The sequence below is a fragment of the Actinophytocola sp. genome (genome assembly GCF_036002505.1).
Classification (GTDB): Bacteria; Actinomycetota; Actinomycetes; order Mycobacteriales; family Pseudonocardiaceae; genus DASYTH01.
The window spans coordinates 1-19,554 of sequence record NZ_DASYTH010000077.1 but is presented as its reverse complement, the minus strand read 5'-3'; the positions used below and the strand labels follow the sequence as shown (position 1 = coordinate 19,554).

Here is a 19,554-nt window from a genome sequence, read left to right as displayed (position 1 = left end):
CTCAGGACAGGTGGTGGATGTCCAGCCGGCCCTCGGCGTGCGCCGCGCGTAACCGCTTCTTGTCGAACTTGCCGACGCTGGTCTTCGGCACCTCGTCGACGAACGCCCAGTTCTCCGGCACCTGCCACTTCGCCACCTTGCCGGCCAGGAAGTCGCGCAGCTCCACCGGTTCCGCCCGCTGGCCGTCCCGCAGCACCACGGCCACCAGCGGCCGCTCGTCCCACTTCTCGTCCGGCACACCGATCACCGCGGCCTCGGCCACCGCAGGGTGCGCCATCACCGCGTTCTCCAGGTCCACCGAGGAGATCCACTCGCCGCCGGACTTGATGATGTCCTTGGACCGGTCGGTGAGTCTCAAAAACCCGTCCGGCGAGATCGTCCCGACGTCACCGGTGCGCAGCCAGCCGTGGTCGAACTTCTCCGTGCCCTCGCCCTCGTCCGACCTGTAGTAGGCCTCGGTCACCCACGGCCCGGCCACCTCGAGCTCGCCGACCGCCTCGCCGTCCCACGGCATCTCCTTGCCCTCGTCGCCGACCAGCCGGGCCCGCACCGAGGCCGGGAATCGGCCCTGCAGGATGCGGTACTCCCAGGTCCGCTCCGGCGAGAGGCCGGCGGGCGGGCGGGACACACAGCCCAGCGGCGAGGTCTCGGTCATGCCCCAGGCGTGGATGATCGTCACGCCCAGTTCGTCGAACGCCTTCATCAGCGCGGGCGGGCAGGCCGAGCCGCCGACCACCACCTCGTGCAGCGGCGCCAGGTCCTGCGGGTGCGTGGCCAGGTGGGCCAGCAGCCCCTGCCAGATGGTCGGCACCGCGCCGGCAAACGTCGGCCGCTCCGCCGCGATCAGCCGGGCCAGCGGCTCGGGCTGGAGGAACCGGTCCGGCATGATCATCGACGCGCCGACCATGAACGACGCGTACGGCAGCCCCCAGGACATGGCGTGGAACTGCGGCACGATCACCAGCGCGCGGTCACCCTGGGCGAGTCCCATCGAGTCGGTCATGCACACCTGCATGGAGTGCAGCCAGATCGAGCGGTGGGAGTAGACGACGCCCTTCGGGTTGCCGGTGGTGCCGGAGGTGTAGCACATGGCCGCGGCCGAGCGCTCGTCCACCGACGGCCAGGGGAACTCGTCCGGCTGGCCGTCGAGCAGGTCCCGGTAGGAGTGCACCTGGACGCCGTTCGGCGCCTCGAGCGCGGATGCGTCGCCGTTCACCACGATCACGTGGCGGACCGTGGTGAACGTGGGCAGCACCTTGGCCAGCAGCGGCGCCACCGTCGCGTCCACCAGGACCACGTGGTCCTCGGCGTGGTTGGCGATGTAGGTGAGCTGCTCGGGGAACAGTCTCAAATTGAGCGTGTGCAGCACCGCGCCCATGGCCGGCACCGCCAGGTAGGCCACCAGGTGCTCGGTGTTGTTCCACATGAAGGTGGCCACCCGCTGGTCGCCGGTGACCCCGAGGCCGCGCAGCGCGTGCGCGAGCCGGGCCGCTTCCCGGCCCACCTGGGCATAGCTCGACCTGCGGGAACCCTCTCCCGTCCAGGTGACGACCTCGCTCGCGGCGTGCACCCGGGCGCCGTGCCGGAGGAGGTTGGCGATGGACAGCTGGCCGTCCTGCATGGTGCTCAACATCGCAGCTCAGGCCTCCTTGGCTGGCGGTCGGTCAATACGGTCACGATAGTGCGGACGGCCCCGGGTACGGCACCCCGAAGGGTGGAGCGCGCCACGTTTGCGCGTGTCGGGGCGGTGAAATCGGGCGCGTTGCCGTTTACTGGGCGGCAGCACTATCTCTGACCAGGAAGGACACCACGGTGGCTCTGCCCACGTTGACTCCCGAGCAGCGCGCTGAGGCGTTGGCGAAGGCGGCCGAGGCGCGCAAGGCGCGTTCCGAGCTGCTGGCGTCGATCAAGTCCGGTAAGCAGACCATCGCGTCGGTGCTCAAGCGGGCCAAGGACGACAAGACGGTCGGCAAGACCAAGGTCTCGGCGCTGCTGAAGGCCGTCCCCGGCGTCGGCGCGGTGAAGGCCGCCGCCCTGCTCGAGCAGGCCGGGATCGACCCCGACCGGCGCGCGGCCGGCCTGGGCGACCGGCAGCGGTCGGCGCTCATCGACGCGCTCAACTAAAGACGTTTCCGCAGTTCAAGACCCGTGGGTGGACCGCTCACGGGTCTTGAACGTGTTCAATATCTCACGACCCGGGTCCGCGGGCGCCCTCGCCGGCGGTCATGATGAGTTGGTGGACGTTGACCCGATCGGGTTGGTGGACGACTACCGTCCCGGCTCGTTCTTCCTGGCCACACCGGAGCGCGCGCTGCTCGCCGGCGGCGTCGCGGACACGATCGCCGAGCGGGATCCCGACGAGCTGTCCACTCTGGTGACGAAGCTGCTCGCGGACTCGGAGGCGCCGCTGGCGGTGGGGGCGCTGCCGTTCGACTCGGCCGCGTCGCCGCACGTCGTCGTGCCGACCTCGGTGCGCTGGGCGGGGCCACCGCGCGGGTCCGGGGCGCTGGTGCGCTCGGGAGTCTCCGGGTGCGCGGTCGAGCCGGTGCCCGCGGCGGCGGAGTACGAGCGGTGCGTGGCGCGGGCGGTGTCGGTGCTCAACGGGGACGGCGCGCTGCGCAAGGTGGTGCTGGCGCGGGCGCTGCGGCTGACCCTCGACGCGCCGGTGAACGTGCGCTCGCTGCTGTCGAATCTGGTGCGGGACAACGGTTCCGGCTACACGTACGCGGTCTCGCTGCCCGGCGTGGGTGGCCTGCCGCGGACCCTGGTGGGCGCGAGCCCCGAGCTGCTGCTCCGGCGGCAGGGCACGCTGGTGACCGCCAACCCGATCGCCGGGACCCTGGCCCGCTCCGCGGATCCCGTCCAGGACCGGCACAACGCGCTCGCCCTCCGGGCGTCGGCCAAGGACCTGGACGAGCACCAGGTCGTGGTCGAGGCCGTGGTGGAGGCGCTGCGTCCGTTCTGCCGGAAGTTGGCCGTGGCCGCCGAACCCTCCCTGGTCAGCACGCCCGCCGTCTGGCACCTGTCCACCCGGGTGACCGGCGAGCTGATCGACCCCGGCGTGTCCGCGCTCCGCCTGGCCTGCGCCCTGCACCCGACCCCCGCCGTCTGCGGCACCCCCGCCGACCTCGCCCGCCGCACCATCGCCGAGCTCGAGCCGTTCGACCGCGGCTTCTACGCCGGCGCCGTCGGCTGGTGCGACGCCGCCGGCGACGGCCAGTGGGCAGTCGCCATCCGCTGCGCGGAAATTACGGGCCCCACCCTCCAACTCTTCTCCGGCGCCGGCATCATGCCCGCCTCCCAACCCCACCTCGAACTGGCCGAAACCTCAGCCAAGTTCCAAACCCTCCTCCGCGCCATGGGTCTCGAGCTGGAGCTCTGACGAGCCACACCACCGTGTGTTGGCGTCTCACGTCGTTATATTGGCCTGCTGCGTTGGTGTGTTGGCTCGCCACGTTGGTCCCGGGGAGGGGATGACAGCGCCAGAGGCCAACACGTCGGCGCCAGGCGCCAACATGGCGACGCCACGGGCAAATACGCGCGGGTCAGGAGAGTTTGGCGATCAGGGGGTCGGCGGCGTGTTCGGAGATCCAGCCGGTGGCGGGGAAGTCTGGGCCGGCGAGGACGGCGACGGCGGCGCGGTAGCCGGGGGCGGCGTCGAGGTGGGCCATGCGGATGGCTGATGGGTCCACTTCGGACGATTGGGAGGCGACGACGCGGGGGGGTTGGTCCCAGGGGGTGAGGGTGATCCGGGTCATCGGGATGGACAGGCCGCGGCCGGTGGCTTTGAGGAGGGCTTCTTTTCGGGCCCAGTAGGTGAAGAACGCGGCGTCGCGGTCGGGGTTGGGAACCTCGGCGAAGGTGGCGGTTTCGTCGGGGGAGAGGGTCATCCGGGCGAGGTCCTGGACCTGGACGTCGCGTTCCTGCTCGACGTCGACGCCGACCGGGAGGCCGGCGGTGATGGCCACGGCGACGAGGTCGCCGGAGTGGGAGATGGAGAGCTCGGGCAGGGGTTGGCCGGCGGGGTGGGCCGCGGGGGGAACGACGCGGGGTTTGCCGTGCGGGCGGCCGCAGTCGGGGCAGGTGCTGTCGAGGACGAGCTGGGCGGGCTCGATGGCGAGGGCCTCGGCGGCCAGCGCCTTGCTGACCACGCGGCCGGTGAGGAAACGGAGCTGATCGATCGTCCGATGGTATGCGGTGTACCGGGTTCGTTCGATCGGGTCGAGCAGGTCGAGCAGGCGCGGGGTCTCGACGGCCGGCCGAGCCCACCAGACCTGGCACCGGATGCTCGAAATGGTCACCCTCATAGTCGTACTCCATACTGGCTGGCGAGCGATCAAGGAGGGCTGGGGCCGTGGCGGCGTTCGACGGTAAGCAGCTGACCGGGCGGGACTGGATCGGGATCCTGGCCGGGGCGCTGGCGCTGGTGGTCAGCTTCTTCTCGTGGCGCCACCTGACCGGGGCGCAGGGCGTGGTCGAGTTCCTCGGCACGCTGGGCGTGAAGAGTTGGTACACCGCGTGGGGCAGCGGCGTCTCCGGCTGGCTTCCGGTGCTGATGCTGATCGGCGCCGCCGCACTGCTGCTGGCCCCGGGCTTCGGCATCCGCGTTCCCGGCGTCCCGTTCGCCTGGCTGGTGCTGGCCTTCGCCGCCCTGGTGATGATCATCATCCGGTGGGCGACGCTGCCCGAGCCGGACGCGGGACTGCTGCAGGCGCACAACTTCCGCCCCGAGGACGTCGACGCCGGGGCGAGCATCGGACTCTACCTCGGGCTCGCCGCGGCGCTGATCTCGTTGCTGGGCGCGGTGTTGCGGGTGCTCGTCGCGCTGAGGCCGGTGCACGACCAGTACACACCGCGCACGGAACCGCTGGGCTAACCGTCGGCGAACGGCTGGATCGCCATGCCGTGATCGCGCTCGCGCATGCCGAGCTCGTAGGCGGCGCGGCCGGGTGCGGTGAGGATGACCGGGTCCGAGCCGGGCCGGGACACCGCCAGCTCGAGGTCGGCGATGGAGCAGTTGACCGTGTGGTGCTCGGAGCCGTCCGGGTCGGCGTAGACCCAGCCGACGAACCGTTCCCTGGGCGCGTGCACGGTGCCGCGGACGGTCAGCGTACGGCCGGGCAGCGCGAACGCCAGCCGGTCGGGTTCCTCGCGCACGACCGTCCGCCGCGCCCGCGCCGGGCCGCCGAGCCGGAACCGTTGACCACCAAGGGAGATCGCTCCGCTCGCGACCCACGGGGTGAGCCGGCCGGCCAGCCGGATGCGCGCCAGCACCACGTCGAGCCAGCCGTCCCGCTCGGCGAAATCCATGCCGTGCAACCAGATCCACCGCTCGGCGTGCTGCGTTCCCCAGTTGTGGCCGACCATTCCGGGCCAGCCGTCCAGCTCGATGCGCCGCCCGGCCACCGTGACGGTGCCACCGAACCGGGCCACCGGGTGCACGCTCACCGGCTTCGTGCGCGGCAGCGGCGCCCGGTACATCCACGATCGCGGCAGGTGCGGGAACACGTCCTCGCCGGTGAACGACAGCTCCCAGCCAACCTGCGGCCCATCCGGTAGCTGAATCTCCCCGGCGGCGACCCCCGCGCCGATCCGCCCGCCCGCCACCCGCAGCCAGTCGCCGCCGGTCTCCGGTCCCGGCACGGTGATCTTCGCGGCGACCGGGCCCGGCGCCTCCGCGTCGAACAGCGTGAACCACAGCGACCCGGCCGGCGAGGCACCCGGGCGGCGGTGCACGGTGTACCGGATCCAGACACCCAGCCCACCCTCCGGCCGGCACGCCCGCAGGTAGAAGCTCTCGTACCCACCCCGGTTCAGATCACCGAACTGGGCCCGGTTGAGGTCGTCGTCGCTCATGCCGGGTGCATACCAGTGACGGCGGGACACGGCTACCTGAACGCGGGACACGGCTACCTGAACGCGGGACACGCCAGTCCAGGGTCAGCTGCCGGCGGTGGGTTTGCAGATGGGGGGTTGGCAGAGCATCTTCGAGAGGGCGGCGTTGAAGACTTCGCCGATCTTGGAAGGGTCCTGGGTGGTGAAGGCGGCGCCGCCGGTGGCTTTGGAGATCTTGTCGAGCTCGGCGGGGTCGGTGCCGGGGCCGACGCCGATGCCGACGATCTTGAGGGGGCGGCGGTCGTCGCGGAGCTTGCCCAGCTCGGACAGGAGCTGGTCGAGGCTGATGCCCTGGGGGTCCTCGTTCTTGCCGTCGGTCATGATGATCACGGTGTTGATCCGGCCGGGTTCCCAGTTCTGCCGGGCGACCTGGTAGGCGGCGAGGACGCTGTCGTACAGCCCGGTGCCGCCGCCCTGGACGGCCTTGACCGCGCGGAGCTTGTCCACGGCGCCGGCCGCGACCTGCTCGGCGACGGTGCGCATGGGCAGCAGCTCGACGTAGTCCTTGTCGCCGTCGAGCTTGGTGGAGAACAGCCACCAGCCGATCTTGGTCGTCGGTTTGAACAGGCTGACGCCGGCGATGGCGGCCTGGAGGGTGACCTCCATGCGGTTCTTGCCGGTGCCGGGCACGGGCTCGTTCATCGAGCCAGACACGTCGAGCAGGACCTGAACCCGGCCGCTCAGGTTGACCGCAGCCCAGAAGTTGAGGACGTCCTCGACGTCGGTGACCTTCGGCAGCGGCACCCGGCTCATCGGCAGCGCGGAGCTGCGCTTGTCCTGGGACCGGTCGCGCAGCGCGATCCCGTCCGGGGTGCGGAAACCGGCGTCGGCCAGGGCCTCGGAGGTCTCCTGGCTGGTGAGCCGGCGCAGGAACCGGTCGGCGGCGGCACGCTTCGTGTCCAGGGTGCCGGGCAGCACCGTGTACGGGTAGTCCAGCGAGGGCACGCCGGCGTCCGGGTAGACCGCGACGAGCGGCGTCCCGTCCTGCTTGACGTTGTGCCGCAGCAGCGCGTTCTCCGAGGTCGGGAAGCCGGAGAGGGGCTCGGCCTGGCTGGTTCCGCCGGGCAGCCGGGCGTACAGGTCGGATGCCTGGGCGGTGGTGTTGGGCGACAGCTTCCGCATGGCGGCCACGTTCGCCGCGGTCTGGTCGGCCGCGCCCTTGGTCAGCGCCTGCAGGCCGAGCAGGGTGGACACCCCGATCGGGTCGCGCGCCGGGTCCGGGAAGCCGATCGAGACGGGCTTCGCGGCCGGCCCGATCAGCTCCGACCAGGCCAGGGTCCGCCCAGGCCAGCCCAGCTCGGTGGCGGTGGTGTCGGCGAGTGCGATCACCACCGGGGAGCTGGCGATGGAGGAGCCGTTGGCCTGCGTGCTCCACGCGCCCTTGTCCTGCGCGCGCTGCAGCCACATGCTCGACTCGGGAATCCAGACGTCGGGGCGCTCGCTGCCGTCGGACACCACCAGTGACTCCGCCTCCGCGGCCGAGTCGTGGCTGGCGACGTTGATCTGGTAGCAACCCGCTTTGTCCTCTTCGGACGCTTTGCGGGCGGCCTGGGTGACCGTGGGCGCGATGTCCGGTGCGGCGGTGACGTTGAGAACCGTGGTCGTGTCGCAGCCGGCGGAAGCCAGCCGGCCACGCAGGAAATCAACCGTGAACCAGGCCAGCAACCCGACGACTAGCAAAATGCTGATGACAAGTACCGGCGTCTTGAATCCGCGCCGGGAGGGAGACGAATGCCGCCCCATCGCCGTCGTCCTCCGTCCGCCCCTTCAAATGTGCGCGCAAGTCCACCCGCTCGTGACCTTACTCGCGGTGACAAGAAATCCGAGCCTTGCGGCGGGTCGTCTGTGGCGCAGGCAACCCGGCAGGCTAGGCCGAATGCAGTAACCGTGCGAGCACCGTTACTGGTCAGGCACGCTTCGCTGCATTCACATGCTGGTTCGTGATTGACCGGCTACGCATTGTTTGGGCAGGGCTGTTTCGCCGGGCGGTGGTCAAGAATACAGAGCGTCGACATCGGCGGCGAAGTCTTTCATGATCACATTGCGCTTCAGTTTGAGGGACGGGGTGAGGTATCCGTTCTCCGGAGTGAACTCCGCGGCGAGGATGCGGAACCGCCGCACCGACTCGGCCTTGGAGACCGCGGTGTTTCCGTCGTCGACCGCGCGCTGGACCTCGGCCAGCAGGTCCGGGTCCTCGGCGAGGTCGGCCACCGAGGCGCCGACGCCCTTGGTGCGGGTCGTCTTCCAGTAATAGAAGTAGTCCGGGTCGATGGTGATCAGCGCGGCCACGTACTTCTGCCCGTCGCCGACCACCATGGCCTGGCCCACCAGGGGATGCGCGGAGATCCGGTCCTCGATCACCGCGGGCGCCACGTTCTTGCCGCCGCTGGTGACCAGGATCTCCTTCTTCCGGCCGGTGATCTTCACGAAGCCGTCGCCGTCCAGCTCGCCGAGGTCGCCGGTGCGGAACCAGCCGCCGCCGTCGATGGCCTCCTTGGTCGCGGCCTCGTTGTGCCAGTAGCCGGTGAAGATGCCGGCGCCGCGCAGCAGGATCTCGCCGTCCTCGGCGATGCCGACCGTGGTGCCCGGCAGTGGCTGGCCGACGGTGCCCGGCTTGAACTTCTCCGGCGAGTTCACCACCGACGCGGCGGAGGACTCGGTGAGGCCGTAACCCTCGAACACGGTGATGCCGACGCCGCGGAAGAAGTGGGTGAGCCGCAGGCCCAGCGCCGCGCCGCCGGAGATGGCGTACCGGACCTGGCCGCCGAGCGCCGCGCGGAGCTTGGTGTAGACCAGCTTGTCGAACAGGAAGTGCTTGGCGGCAAGGAGAAGCCCGGGCCTGCCGGCGGCCTCGCTGTAGGCGATCGCGGTGTCCGCGGCCGCGTCGAAGATCTTCCCCTTGCCCGAGGAGTGCGCCTTCTGCCGCGCCCCGTTGTAGACCTTCTCCAGCACGTACGGCACGGACAGGATGAACGTCGGCCGGAACGCGGCGAGGTTGTCGGTCAGCGTCTTCACGTCCGACCAGTGCCCGAGCGTGGCCCGGGCCATGACCGCGCCCACCTCGACGATTCGCCCGAACACGTGGGCCAGCGGGAGGAACAGCAGGGTGGACGCGTGGATGTGTTCGGTGCCAAGGAAAAGCGGGCGCAGGTACTCGACGGAGTTGCCGCCGGCGGAGAGCAGGTTCCGGTGGGTGAGCACGCATCCCTTGGGGCGCCCGGTGGTGCCCGAGGTGTAGATGATCGTGGCCAGGTCGTCCGGCACCACGGCGTTACGCCGGGTGTCTACTTCGGACGGATCCGTGTCCTTGCCGGCTGCGGTGATGTCCTCGACCGCGCCGTGCTCGATCTGCCATACCTGGCGCAGGTCGGTCAGCTCGGCGCGGATCTCGTCGACCTTGGCGGCGTGCGCGGCGTTCTCCACGACCGCCGCGACCGCGCCCGAGTCGGACAGGATCCACTGGATCTGCTCGGGCGAGGAGGTGACGTAGATCGGCACCGGCACCGCGCCGGCCGCCCAGATGGCGAAGTCGAACAGCGTCCACTCGTAGCGCGTCGCGGCCAGGATCGCCACCCGGTCGCCGGCCCCGATGCCGGACGCGATCAGGCCCTTGGCCAGGTCGACCACCTCGTCGCGGAACCGCGCCGCGGTGACGTCCCGCCAGCCGCCGGTGTCCTTGCGCCGGAACACCACGTCGCCGGGCGCCTCCGCGGCGTTGGTGAAGACGAGATCGGCCAGCCCCCCGCTGTCCGGAACCGTGACCCGCGACGGGACCGCGAGCTCGCGCATCATTGCCTCCTGTGCGGCTACCTGCCGGTAACTTGACGTGTATCTTGCCTGCAACGTCGCGTGATTGCCACCTCCGCTAGCGTTCGCGCGGTGACGAGCGTCGATCTGCGGGTCCAGATGTCGACCGCGTGGTTGGTCACCGTGGGGGTTGCCGCGGCGGTGGTGCTCGCGTTCGTGGGGGCGCCGCAGTCGCTGGACATGATCTTCCTGGTGGGGCCGGACAGTCCGAAGATGGTGGGCGGGCAGCTCGCGGCCGCGGCAGCCGGTGCGGTGGCCACGGCGGTGGCGATCCTGCTCGACCGGTACTGGCCGTGGCTGCTGGCGGTCGGCTCGGTCGGCGTGCTGGTGGCGCACGTGATCCGGAGCCCGGCGCCCGGACAGGCGCTGATCACCGTGCGGGTTCCGGGCGGGAACACGCCCGCGCCGGCCCTGCCGGTGAGCCCGGCGTGGGCGGCCGTGGTGCTGGCCTGCGCCGGTCTGCTGGTGGTCGGCCTGCTCGCGGTCGCCCGCGAGCTGCTGCGGACGAGCCGGCTCGGTGCGAGCCTGGCGGGTCTCGCCGGGTGCGCGGGCTACTTCGGCGCTTCGGTGGTGGGACGGTTGCGCGGCGCGGAGCCGGTGGTCCGGATCGTGGTGCTCGGTGTCGCCGCGGGGCTGATAGTCCTGGTCGTGGCGCGATTGCTCGGGCCGCGTGGGAAACCTGATGCGCCGGATCCGGAGCAGGGCGATGCCTCTGACGTGACCACGTCGCTCGAGCCGCCGGACCCGGTGCGGCGGTTGCGGATCGGTGCGGCCGTGGCGGTGCTGTTTCCGGTGCTGCCCACGGTGTTGACCGCGTTCACCGGTGAGTGGGTGTTCGGCACGGTCGCGGGCGGCCTCGCGGGCCTGGTGGTACTCGGGGTGGCGCTGGTCGCCTCGGCGCCGGCCGGGGTGCCGGGGGTGGTCGCGGTGGCGGCGTGCTCGCTGGTGCTGGCCGCGCCGGTGGTCATCCTGTTCCTGATCTATGACGTGGTGGGCGGGCAGGTCTGGTACGCGTGGCCGGTCGCGCTGGGTGGGGTGCTGCTCGGCGCGGCGGTGGCCGCCCGGCGGGGTCCGGTCGCGGCCGTCCTGGTCGCCGCCGCGGCGCTGCCCATGATCGCGCTCGCCGAGCGGCTGGGCGGGGACCGGCGGACCCTGGCCGAGCTGGTCATCTGGTCGTTCCTGCTGCTGACGATGGCCGCGGTGGCGGCGACCGTCGGCACCGCGGCCGGAACCCCGGCGCTGCGGGACGGGTTGCCGGCGCTCGGTGGGCTGGTCACGGCCGGCGCGGTCGGCGTCGAGGGATCGCTGAGCCTGTTGTGGGCCAGCTCGAACGGTCGCGCGGATCTGGCCAAGGTGGCCGGACCGGCCGGGCAGTGGGTCGCGGTCGTGCTGATGGTCGCCGCGGCCGCGCTGCTGTTCCTGCTGGTCCGGTTCGAGCGGGCCGTGTCCCATCAGCCGGTACAGCGTTGAATCCAATGTGAGGGCTCGGGCCCCGTGCGGCTACCGCTGTGGCGGCTTGGCACGGACCGACTCCTCGGGCAGGCCTCGTTCCTCGGCCTACCCTCGTCGCCGGTGAGCCCTCACAAGCTTGACCGTTTGACGAACGCTGTGGTTCGCTCTGCGGTGGGTTGGGGGCATGGGGCACTCGGCCGACACGCGCTTTCCGTTATCTGGCCGCGCATCGAGGGGGACTCACCGTGCGTCGCGGAAGTTTTGGGGTTAGATCCTGCACGCTCGCGCTCAGCCTGGTCGCGCTGCTGAGCGCCGTCACGCCGGCGGTGGCCGATCCGGAGCCGCCGCCGTCATCCACGCAACCCGCACCACCGCCGGCTTCGCCAGAGGCCTTGCCGGGCACCGCCGCACCGCCGGTCACCGCGGAGCAGGTGCAGCCCGACGTGACGGCGCCGATCCCGGCGCAGCCGCGCACGCTGCCGCCGGTGGATCCGGGGCCGGACGGCTCGCCCGACATCGGGCGGGAACCCTCGGCGGCGCAACCGATCCCGGCGCTGCCGGACCTCAACCCCGGGCCGGACGGCCAGGTTCCGGTGGACCGCGCGCCGGTCACGCCGAACCCGCCGGTGCGGCCGCAACCCCTTGACCTGCCGACACATCCGGGCCAGGAGCTGGTGGACGCCACAGCGGCGGACGCGTTGGCGACGCTGGGCCGCGCCGGGCGGCTGACCCCGCAGGGCGCCCCCGACCTGGACGCCAACAAGCTCCAGCCGCAGGTGCCGTCGGCGCAGGTGATCGACCCGTCCCGGCCGGCCACGCTGCAGGAGCTGATCAACGCGCTGCTGTCCGGCAACATCCCGCCGCCGCTGCCGGTCGATCCGCTGGCGCTGCTGCAGCAGCTGCCGGACGGCATCCCGCGGATCACCTACCGGATCTGTTCGGAGTCGCGCACCAAGGCGGTGTCCTGCTCGCTGACCCTGCCGCTCGCGGTGCCCGCCATCGTGGACGTGACCGGTGACCGCACCCCCGACGTGCTCGCCGACCTGGTACCGGCGGCCGGCGTCGGCGACATCGTGGGCGCGGCCAACCGGATCCTCGGCCTGGAGCGGCAGATCGCCGACGCGACCAACCGGCTGAACGCGATCCTGGAGCTGCTCAAGGATCCGCTCCAGGTGATCCTGCATCCCGAGCTGCTGGTGCAGAAGCTGCAGCTCGAGCAGTTGCTGAACGACCTCAGGTCAACGCTGCAGGGGGCGGTCGAGGCGCTGCTCGACCTGGTCCAGATCGGGCTCGGCGTGGTCGCGCTTCGCTTGCCCACCAGCGAGTTCGCCGGGCAGGATCTGCCGGCGCACGTCTGGGCGGTGTACGACCTGCCCACCCACAAGCGGCTCTCCCTCGGTTTCGACGGGTTCCGGCGCGGCAGCAGCCTGTCCACCGCAATGATCGGTGTTTACACGTTCAACCCGCTGCGGGCGTTCCAGGGGATCTTCGACATCAACGCCACGCTGATCTCCGTCGGCGGTGGCGACTCCGTTGCGGTGACGGCAGGTCTGGCCAACGTCACCGATGACAGCCAGGGCAACGCGTTCGACCCGACCGTGGCCAGCGCCCGGTTCTCGCCGGTGCCGACGCTGTTCACCGCGCACGCGTTCATCGATCCGGGTGCCGCGGACCGCGAGCAGAAGGCGACCGTGGACGCGACCAGCAGCGTCCAGACCCACCTGGATGCCCAGGTGCTCTCCGACCGGCGCACGGAAAGTCCGCCGTCGGACCGGTTCGACCAGCTCAAGGTGGACGTGCTGCCGACCTCGGTGTCCGCCGCGCTGACCCGTCCGGTCGGTGGTGGCGCCGCTACGGTGACCTACAACGCGAACTCGACCATCGAGGCGGTGCTGTTCGCCGACTTCGTCTACTCAGGACAGTCGTTGAACCGGGCGGTGCTGGCCGGCGCGCGGTCGGTGCCCGCGCAGTGGAGCGGCGTGCTCACCTCGGTCGGCGACAAGGTCACGCTGACCTACCGGGCGAACGGCCGGCTCGCCGCGCTGGACGCGGCGTTCTTCGACCGCACCCCGGCGATCGTGCTCCGTGGCGCGCTGCGGGACCTGCCGAACGCGGTCACCGTGGACGCCGACCTCCCGGCCCGGCACGTGCTGTTCGACGCGCCGGACGTGCTCGGCTCGGCCGAGGTGCTCTTCTCCCGCGGCCTCGGCGCGTTCGCCCCGCTGGCCGGCGACCACGCGACACTGATCCTGAACGGCGCCGCGATCGGGGTGAGCGGCCGGGTCACCGGGCTGCGCAAGATCGACGTGTTCTTCGGCGATCATCCCAGGGGCACGACGGAGTTCTCCCCAGGCGGCCAGGCGCTGGTGGGTGCGGGCGTGGTCGACGGGCACCAGAAGGGCCGGCTGGACGTGTCCAACCTGCCGGCCACGCTCTCGTTCGACCTGAACCCCGCCGCGCGGACGGTCGCCTACCGGGCCAGTGCCATCATCGACCGGATCAAGGCGTCCTATGTGGACACCACGGCCGGGCCGAGCGCGGTGGCCGCGGTGAACAGGGTGCCGGCGTCGGTGGACGTCAACTGGGACCTCGGCGACAAGCCGCACGTGCACTACAAGGCCTCGACGGCGGTGCCGCTGGCCGAGCTGTTCTACAGCCCGCAGGGCGTGGAAACCGTTGACCCCAATGGAAACCACTACCTGTCCACAGCGCTGACCGACATCCCGACCGAGGTCGACGTGCTGGTCGACCTGCCGGCCCGGCATCTTGAGGGCGTGCTGTCCGCGCCACTGGGCGGAATCAACGCCGTGGCCCGGACCCCGTTCGCCGGCCGGGACACGCTGGCCATCGGCGAGCTGGCGGCCGTGCCGGCGCACTTCGACGCCGACTTCACCAACGGCACCATGCGGTTCCGCGGCATCTCCGGACCGCTGGGCCTGGCCCGGTTCGCGGTCACCAACCACGCCGGCACGAACCTGCCGACCGGGTTGCACGTGGCGGCGCATTTCCGCGAGGTGACCGGGGACTTCGACGGCGGCGTGCTGGTGCGCAACCTCTCGCACGCCGAGTACTCCCGCGGCGACGCGCAGCAGACCGTGCGGCTGGACTCGGACACCGGTGGCGCGCCGGTGTTCGCCGACGTGGACGTGCTGCTCGCGGCGAACGGCGTGGACGACACGCGCCTGGCGGTGACCGCGCGCATCGACCGGCTGCCGCGATCCCTGGTGCTGCTGATGAACCTGGCCGACGGCAAGCTCACCTACACCGGCGACCGGTCCATGGGCCTGCTCGCCGAGGTGCGCATCGGCAAGATCGCCGCGCTGAACGGGCTCGGCGCGCCGATCTTCGCCAACGGCGCGGCGGTACGGGCCCGCGGCTGCGACACCGGGACGGGCTGCGCGCGGGTGGAGACGCCGGTGTGCACCACGTTCGCCCGCTGCCTGGGCCTGGTGGGCACGGTGAACCTGCCCGGGTTCCCGACGTCGATCGCGGTGAACCTGCCGGCCAAGCAGTTCGAGATCGCCGGCTACACGCAGCCGGCGGGCGCGCCGCTCACCGCGTACGCGGAGCTGATCGGGCTGCTGCCGAACCTGCCGCGGCTGGAAGGGTTGGCGAGCCTGGACGGTCTACCGTCCAATCTGGACCTGACGGTCGGCCCGATCACCGTGGACGGCAACCCGGCGCGGGTCGACGTCGGCTACCACGCGTCGGCGCCGCTCGGCACGCTGCGGGTCAACGCCGAGGCGGCGACCGCGACCTCGTTCGGCACGCTGCGTGGCGCGGCCGCGGTGAGCCGGCTGCCGGCGACGCTGCACGTGGTCGGCACGTTCGACGCGGTGACCACGCTCGGTGTGCACAGTGTTGATACCGACCCCCTGCCGGGGGCCCACCCCGACCAGTCCGCGCCGATCCAGGAGATCAGCGCCACACTGTCCGATGTGGACTCCGGGTTCCTGTCCGCGTCGGCCACCGGCGTGCCGGCCGACCTCGACGTGAAGGTGGACGCCCCGGCCAAGCACTTCGAGTCGGTGCTGTCCGCGCCGATGGGTGGGCTGACGTTCGCCGCCGCCCGGGTTCCCTTCCAGGGCCGGCAGTACCAGGCGTTCGCCCAGGCGGTGAACCTGCCGACCCAGCTGGACGCCGACTGGGCCGACGGCAACTTCCGGTTCCGCGGGGTGACCGGCGCGGTCGGCGCGGCGCGGTTCGCGGTGACCAACCACGCCGGCGCGCTGGCCCCGTCCGGGCAGCACGTGGCCGCGCACTTCCGGCAGGCCACCGGTGATCTCGACGCGAGCGCCGCGGTGAACGGGCTCTCGCTGGTCGCCTTGTCCCGCAACGATTCCGGGCTCAGCTTCGACCTGCGGTCGGGCAGCGGGGCGTTCGCGTTCGACGGGGACGTGGTGCTGGCCGCCAACGGCGCCGACGACATCCGGTTCGCCGGGTTCGGCGTGGTGAGCCTGCCCAGCCACCTCGACATCGCTTACGGCAACGGCAAGTTCTCCTATCACACCGACCGCCCCGCGGGCATCCTGGCCGAGGCGCGGATCGGCAAGGTGGCCGCCATCAACGGGATCGGCCGGGTGCCGCTCTACGCGCACGGCCTCGCGCTCGAGGCCGCCGGATGCGACGGTGGCGCCGGGTGCGTCCGGGACAACGGCCCGATCTGCACCCTGCTGGGCAAGTGCTTCGGCGCGGTCGGCACGGTGAACCTGCCCGGACTGCCCACCGCGGTCGACGTCGACATGGCCGCCCGGAAGATCGACATCGTCGGGTACCGGCCACCGGCGGGCGTGGACCTGGCCGCGTACGTGCGGGTCGACGGCCTGTTCGCCGCGGTGCCGCACGCCGCCGGGCTCGCGGTGCTGCGTGGGCTGCCGTCGCCGTTCGACCTCCACATCGGACCGTGGGGCTTCGACGAGAGCAACGCGCCGCAGCTGGTCGTGCAGTACACCAGCTCGGGCCCGATCGGGGCGCTGTTCACCGCGGCCGAGGCCGACACCACCGCGGTCGGCAACGTGCGCGGCCGGGCGGACGTGACCGGGGTGCCGGACAGCTTGAAGGTCACCGGGACGTTCGGCAAGAACTCGCACGTGCGGGTCGAGTCGTCCCGGCAGATCGACGAGGTCAGCACCGAGTTCACGCTGCTGTTCCCCAACGATCCGCCGGCGTCCGGGCGGGCGCGGCTGGCGCAGGTGCCGGCGTGTGCCGCCGGGTCGCCACCGCGGTGCGTGGACGTGGACGTCAAGGGCACCGACGACAGCGGCTCGCCGCTCAAGGTTCCGGTGGTGACGGTGACCTCGGCCGCGCCCGGGATGGACGTGGAGGCCTACGTCGAGGGTGAGCTGGCGGTCGCCACCGACCCGGTGCGGGTTCAGGTGCACGACATCTTCGCCAACCTCATCGACCTCGGCGAGACCGTCACCACGGAGATCACCGAGAGCGGCGGCCAGTTCGTCACGAGCATCCGGTCGCGGCCGGGGAAGACCGGCTCGCTGCTGGTGGGCGGCTCGTTCAGCCTGCAGCAGCCGGACCGGATCAACTTCAGCTCGTTCGAGCAGCGCATCTTCGGTTGTTTCGGGATCCCGCTGCTGGAACTGCACGTGGACGACGGGCACGTGCAGGCCCAGAGCGTGCGGATCAACCGGCTCTACGCGGTCGCGGACGGGGTGTCCGACCTGGTGATCACGCCGGGGCCGAGCTACGTGGCGTTCGGTGTGGACGGAACCTACGACCGGTTCGCCATGGTGGCGCCGGAGCTCGAGGCACACCTCGACCTGCACGTGCACCTCCGGGTGGAGAAGTTCGACCAGCCGCTCTTCCCGGCGTACGAGTTCACGCTCGACCTGCACGGCCAGGACACCTACAACGCCCTGCGGTTCCACGTGTTCGACATGAAGAAGCGGGTGAACGCGCGGTTCGAGGTGACGATCGCCGGGTTCGGCACCGGGATCATCTACCCGGAGGAGCACAGCCCCGGCATCCTCACCTACACCGAGCCGGCGCCCGGCTCCGGCCTCTCCGGCATCATGATCCTGCCGCCGACCGACGTGGGCGACGCGGCCAATCGCAAGTTCGTGTTCACCTTCGTGGACCCTGGCATGATCGGCTCAAGTGGGCCGGGACAGTTCCTCAGCGGGGAGGCGGCGCAGCTGATCGACATCGCGGTGTCCCGGGCGTTCAGCCCGTTCCCGCCCGAGGGCGAAAGCGGTGGTGGCGGAGGCCCGTGCGGCTGAGACACATCCTCCGTTCCGGCCCGGCGGCGCTGGCGATCATGCTGGCGCCGCTGGCCGTCGCCGTGCCCGCCTGCGGTTCCGGGTGCTCCGCCGAGCTGCACGTGGATCCCGTTGAGGTACAAGGCAAAGGCCGGCCCCGGGTGGATCTCGACCTGTCCGCGCGGATCACCGACGACGGGCGTGCAGTCGACGGCGTCGAGGTCGAGTTCTACGGCATCGGCCCGGGCGGCGTCATCGTGGGCACGGCCACCAGCGACGGCGAAGGTGTGGCCCGGCTGCACGCGACCGGCGCGCTCGGCCCGGACTCGATCAACGGGCGGCAGGCCGACAAGTGGACCGCGTACCGGGTGAAGGTGTCGGTGTTGCAGCACTCTCGCCCGGCCGCGGACACCATCTGCGCCGGCCAGGCCGACGCCGGGTTCCGGTTCGTGCCCTGAAGGACGCCGCCACACTTCGGCCAACGAGCCGTAGTTCAACACTGTGATCCGGGCGGCTAGAACGTCCGCGCCGGCCAGAGCTGGTCAGTTTCTCTCGTTGCGGCCGCTGGCTGACTGAATCCCCACGAGTGCGTCCCGATAGGTCTCGACGGCGTTCGTGTGGCGGGCTTTGGCTGGTAGGGCCCGCAGCACCGCTCGTGCCCGCCCTTCGATCATGGAGCTTCGTTGGCCACTTTCCAGTCCGGTGATTACGCTCGCTGCATGCTCGGCGGCGCTGTCCGCGTTGCCGGTGGCTACAAGCCGCAGAGCCATGTCGAGACCCATCAGCGCTCGATCCAGGTATTCGGTCGGCGCGTATAGAACAGTCGCGCGCTCGTGAGCGTGTTGTGCATCGTCGAAGTCCTGCGTATAGGTCCAAACCTGCGCCGAGTGGAAACACAGTTGCCGCTCGGTGTAACCGAATAGGAGGTCCCGTTGTCCGTCGTGTCCCAAGCGGTCGAATGCGGTGTGGGCATGCTCAATTGTCTTGCGCGCTTCGTCTGCCCGGCCAACCTGAGCAAGTGCTCGCGCCCGTACCACCGGAGCAAGGACCGCTGCGGGCGACGGTCCCGCACCCGCCAGAATTTCGGCCCCCTGGGCCAATTCAATGGCGCCGGCAAAGTTGCCCTCGTAGAGCGGCGCCATGGAGTCACGCGCCATAACCCACGCCCGCAACGTTCGGTCACCCACATCTTCGGCCGCGAGCCGGGCCGTATGGGACCAGTTACGAGATGCGCGATAATCGCCAAGCTCGCGCGAGTATGACGCAATAAGGATCGAGAGTTGAGCGACAACTCGGGTCAGCCGCTGTTTTTGGTTAAGCGACTGGGGACGTTCGCGCTGCTCACGGACGACTGCGACGTCCTGAGCGGCGTCAACCAGAGCCTGTAGTGGAGGGGCAATCTCGTACGCCTCGGCGTACCGGCGCACGGTGTGCTCCCATCGCTCAACTGTGCTGCCCGCCACTTCCGATGCCTCCAATGAATTATCGACCTGCTGCCGGACATCGGCCAGGGCGCTGCTTATTTGTGGGGTTAGCAGCGCGGCGGACATCCCGCCGATCGTTAGTCCGCGTAGCAAACTTCGACGTCCCACCCCGGCTTCCACGATCTGTGTGGTCGGTGCCTCATTTGTTTCAACTGTGTAATCAGGAGCGGGGTATCCAAGCTGCTGGCAATTTGTTCGGAATAGCCGGCACAATGCGTCCATGTGTTCAGGATCGGGACGCTGAATTCCGCGTTCCCAGCGACTGACCAACTGTGTGGTCAGCCGGTCTTGGCTCGCATTGTCGCGCATGGCCAGTTGGCGGGCGACATCAGACTGCGTCCATCCGTGTGCCATCCGGTAGGCAGCCAGCCTACTCACGGATTCTCCTCGCTTGCCGGCCTCGGCTTCGACGGCGTCTACCGTTTCCTGCAGCGTCCATCCACTGCGCTCAGCTTGATCCCGTAGGCGACGCACCCACGCGCTGCTCTGATGCGAAGACATAGCGACTCCCTCAGCGGACTCGTACTCACGGTAACGCGCTTCGTACGGGTCCGCACCCCCTCCGTAGCGGTCAACCAGTGAGGCCAGCCTCGGACCGCCGAGGTGGGTGGCTGGGTTTGGTTTGGATCGGCTGTGGTTGCAGCGGGTGCAGGTAGCGGTCCGAGGCTGTCCTCAGGGCTCGCGGCTGCGCCGCGACATCCCCT

At 70.7% G+C, this 19,554-nt stretch carries 12 protein-coding genes; 6 read left to right on the top strand and 6 right to left on the bottom strand.

Translation table 11 applies throughout. The annotated features are described in order from the left end of the window. Nucleotide 1: 1 nt before the first annotated feature. The gene (locus VGR06_RS05675) at nt 2-1,633 is read right to left on the bottom strand and encodes a long-chain fatty acid--CoA ligase (RefSeq protein ID WP_327557890.1); all 1,632 of its coding nucleotides are present in this window, start codon (nt 1,631-1,633) and stop codon (nt 2-4) included. A 179-nt stretch (nt 1,634-1,812) separates the two neighbouring features. Here VGR06_RS05675 and mihF point away from each other — a divergent pair, with 179 nt between their 5' ends. Both mihF and VGR06_RS05665 read left to right on the top strand, forming a co-directional pair. Beyond that, nucleotides 1,813-2,124, top strand: coding sequence for an integration host factor, actinobacterial type (mihF, locus tag VGR06_RS05670; protein ID WP_327557889.1), 312 nt, complete (start codon nt 1,813-1,815; stop codon nt 2,122-2,124). Nucleotides 2,125-2,236: 112 nt separating this feature from the next. Beyond that, entirely contained in the window at nt 2,237-3,382 is a 1,146-nt protein-coding gene (locus VGR06_RS05665) for an isochorismate synthase (RefSeq protein ID WP_327557888.1), read from the top strand. A 163-nt stretch (nt 3,383-3,545) separates the two neighbouring features. Here the strand turns inward: VGR06_RS05665 and VGR06_RS05660 are convergent, their stop codons facing one another. After that, on the bottom strand, nt 3,546-4,307 hold the full coding sequence (locus VGR06_RS05660; RefSeq protein WP_327557887.1) for a 4'-phosphopantetheinyl transferase family protein: 762 nt from the start codon (nt 4,305-4,307) through the stop codon (nt 3,546-3,548). 47 nt (nt 4,308-4,354) lie between these two features. Here VGR06_RS05660 and VGR06_RS05655 point away from each other — a divergent pair, with 47 nt between their 5' ends. Next, nucleotides 4,355-4,876, top strand: coding sequence for a hypothetical protein (locus tag VGR06_RS05655; protein WP_327557886.1), 522 nt, complete (start codon nt 4,355-4,357; stop codon nt 4,874-4,876). Here VGR06_RS05655 and VGR06_RS05650 read toward each other — a convergent pair. The 3 genes from VGR06_RS05650 to VGR06_RS05640 all read right to left on the bottom strand — a co-directional run bounded on the left by VGR06_RS05650 (nt 4,873) and on the right by VGR06_RS05640 (nt 9,684). After that, the gene (locus VGR06_RS05650) at nt 4,873-5,856 is read right to left on the bottom strand and encodes a hypothetical protein (protein WP_327557885.1); all 984 of its coding nucleotides are present in this window, start codon (nt 5,854-5,856) and stop codon (nt 4,873-4,875) included. The genes VGR06_RS05655 and VGR06_RS05650 overlap by 4 nt on opposite strands. A gap of 84 nt (nt 5,857-5,940) precedes the next feature. Then, nucleotides 5,941-7,575, bottom strand: a complete 1,635-nt coding sequence (locus tag VGR06_RS05645) for a substrate-binding and VWA domain-containing protein (protein WP_327557884.1) — start codon at nt 7,573-7,575, stop codon at nt 5,941-5,943. A gap of 312 nt (nt 7,576-7,887) precedes the next feature. Then, nucleotides 7,888-9,684: a long-chain fatty acid--CoA ligase gene (locus VGR06_RS05640; protein WP_327557883.1), complete on the bottom strand. Its 1,797-nt coding sequence runs from the start codon at nt 9,682-9,684 to the stop codon at nt 7,888-7,890. A 90-nt stretch (nt 9,685-9,774) separates the two neighbouring features. On the opposite strand from VGR06_RS05640, the gene VGR06_RS05635 reads away from it, so the two are divergent. From VGR06_RS05635 to VGR06_RS05625, 3 genes are all read left to right on the top strand, one after another. After that, nucleotides 9,775-11,172, top strand: a complete 1,398-nt coding sequence (locus VGR06_RS05635; protein WP_327557882.1) for a hypothetical protein — start codon at nt 9,775-9,777, stop codon at nt 11,170-11,172. A gap of 374 nt (nt 11,173-11,546) precedes the next feature. Next, nucleotides 11,547-17,387, top strand: coding sequence for a hypothetical protein (locus VGR06_RS05630; protein ID WP_327557881.1), 5,841 nt, complete (start codon nt 11,547-11,549; stop codon nt 17,385-17,387). Beyond that, complete coding sequence (locus VGR06_RS05625) at nt 17,378-17,824, top strand: hypothetical protein (RefSeq protein WP_327557880.1); 447 nt, start codon at nt 17,378-17,380, stop codon at nt 17,822-17,824. The genes VGR06_RS05630 and VGR06_RS05625 overlap by 10 nt, the downstream gene beginning before the upstream one ends. 84 nt (nt 17,825-17,908) lie before the next feature. On the opposite strand, the gene VGR06_RS05620 is transcribed toward VGR06_RS05625, so the two are convergent. Next, the gene (locus VGR06_RS05620) at nt 17,909-19,351 is read right to left on the bottom strand and encodes a helix-turn-helix transcriptional regulator (protein ID WP_327557879.1); all 1,443 of its coding nucleotides are present in this window, start codon (nt 19,349-19,351) and stop codon (nt 17,909-17,911) included. Between the last annotated feature and the right edge of the window lie 203 nt (nt 19,352-19,554).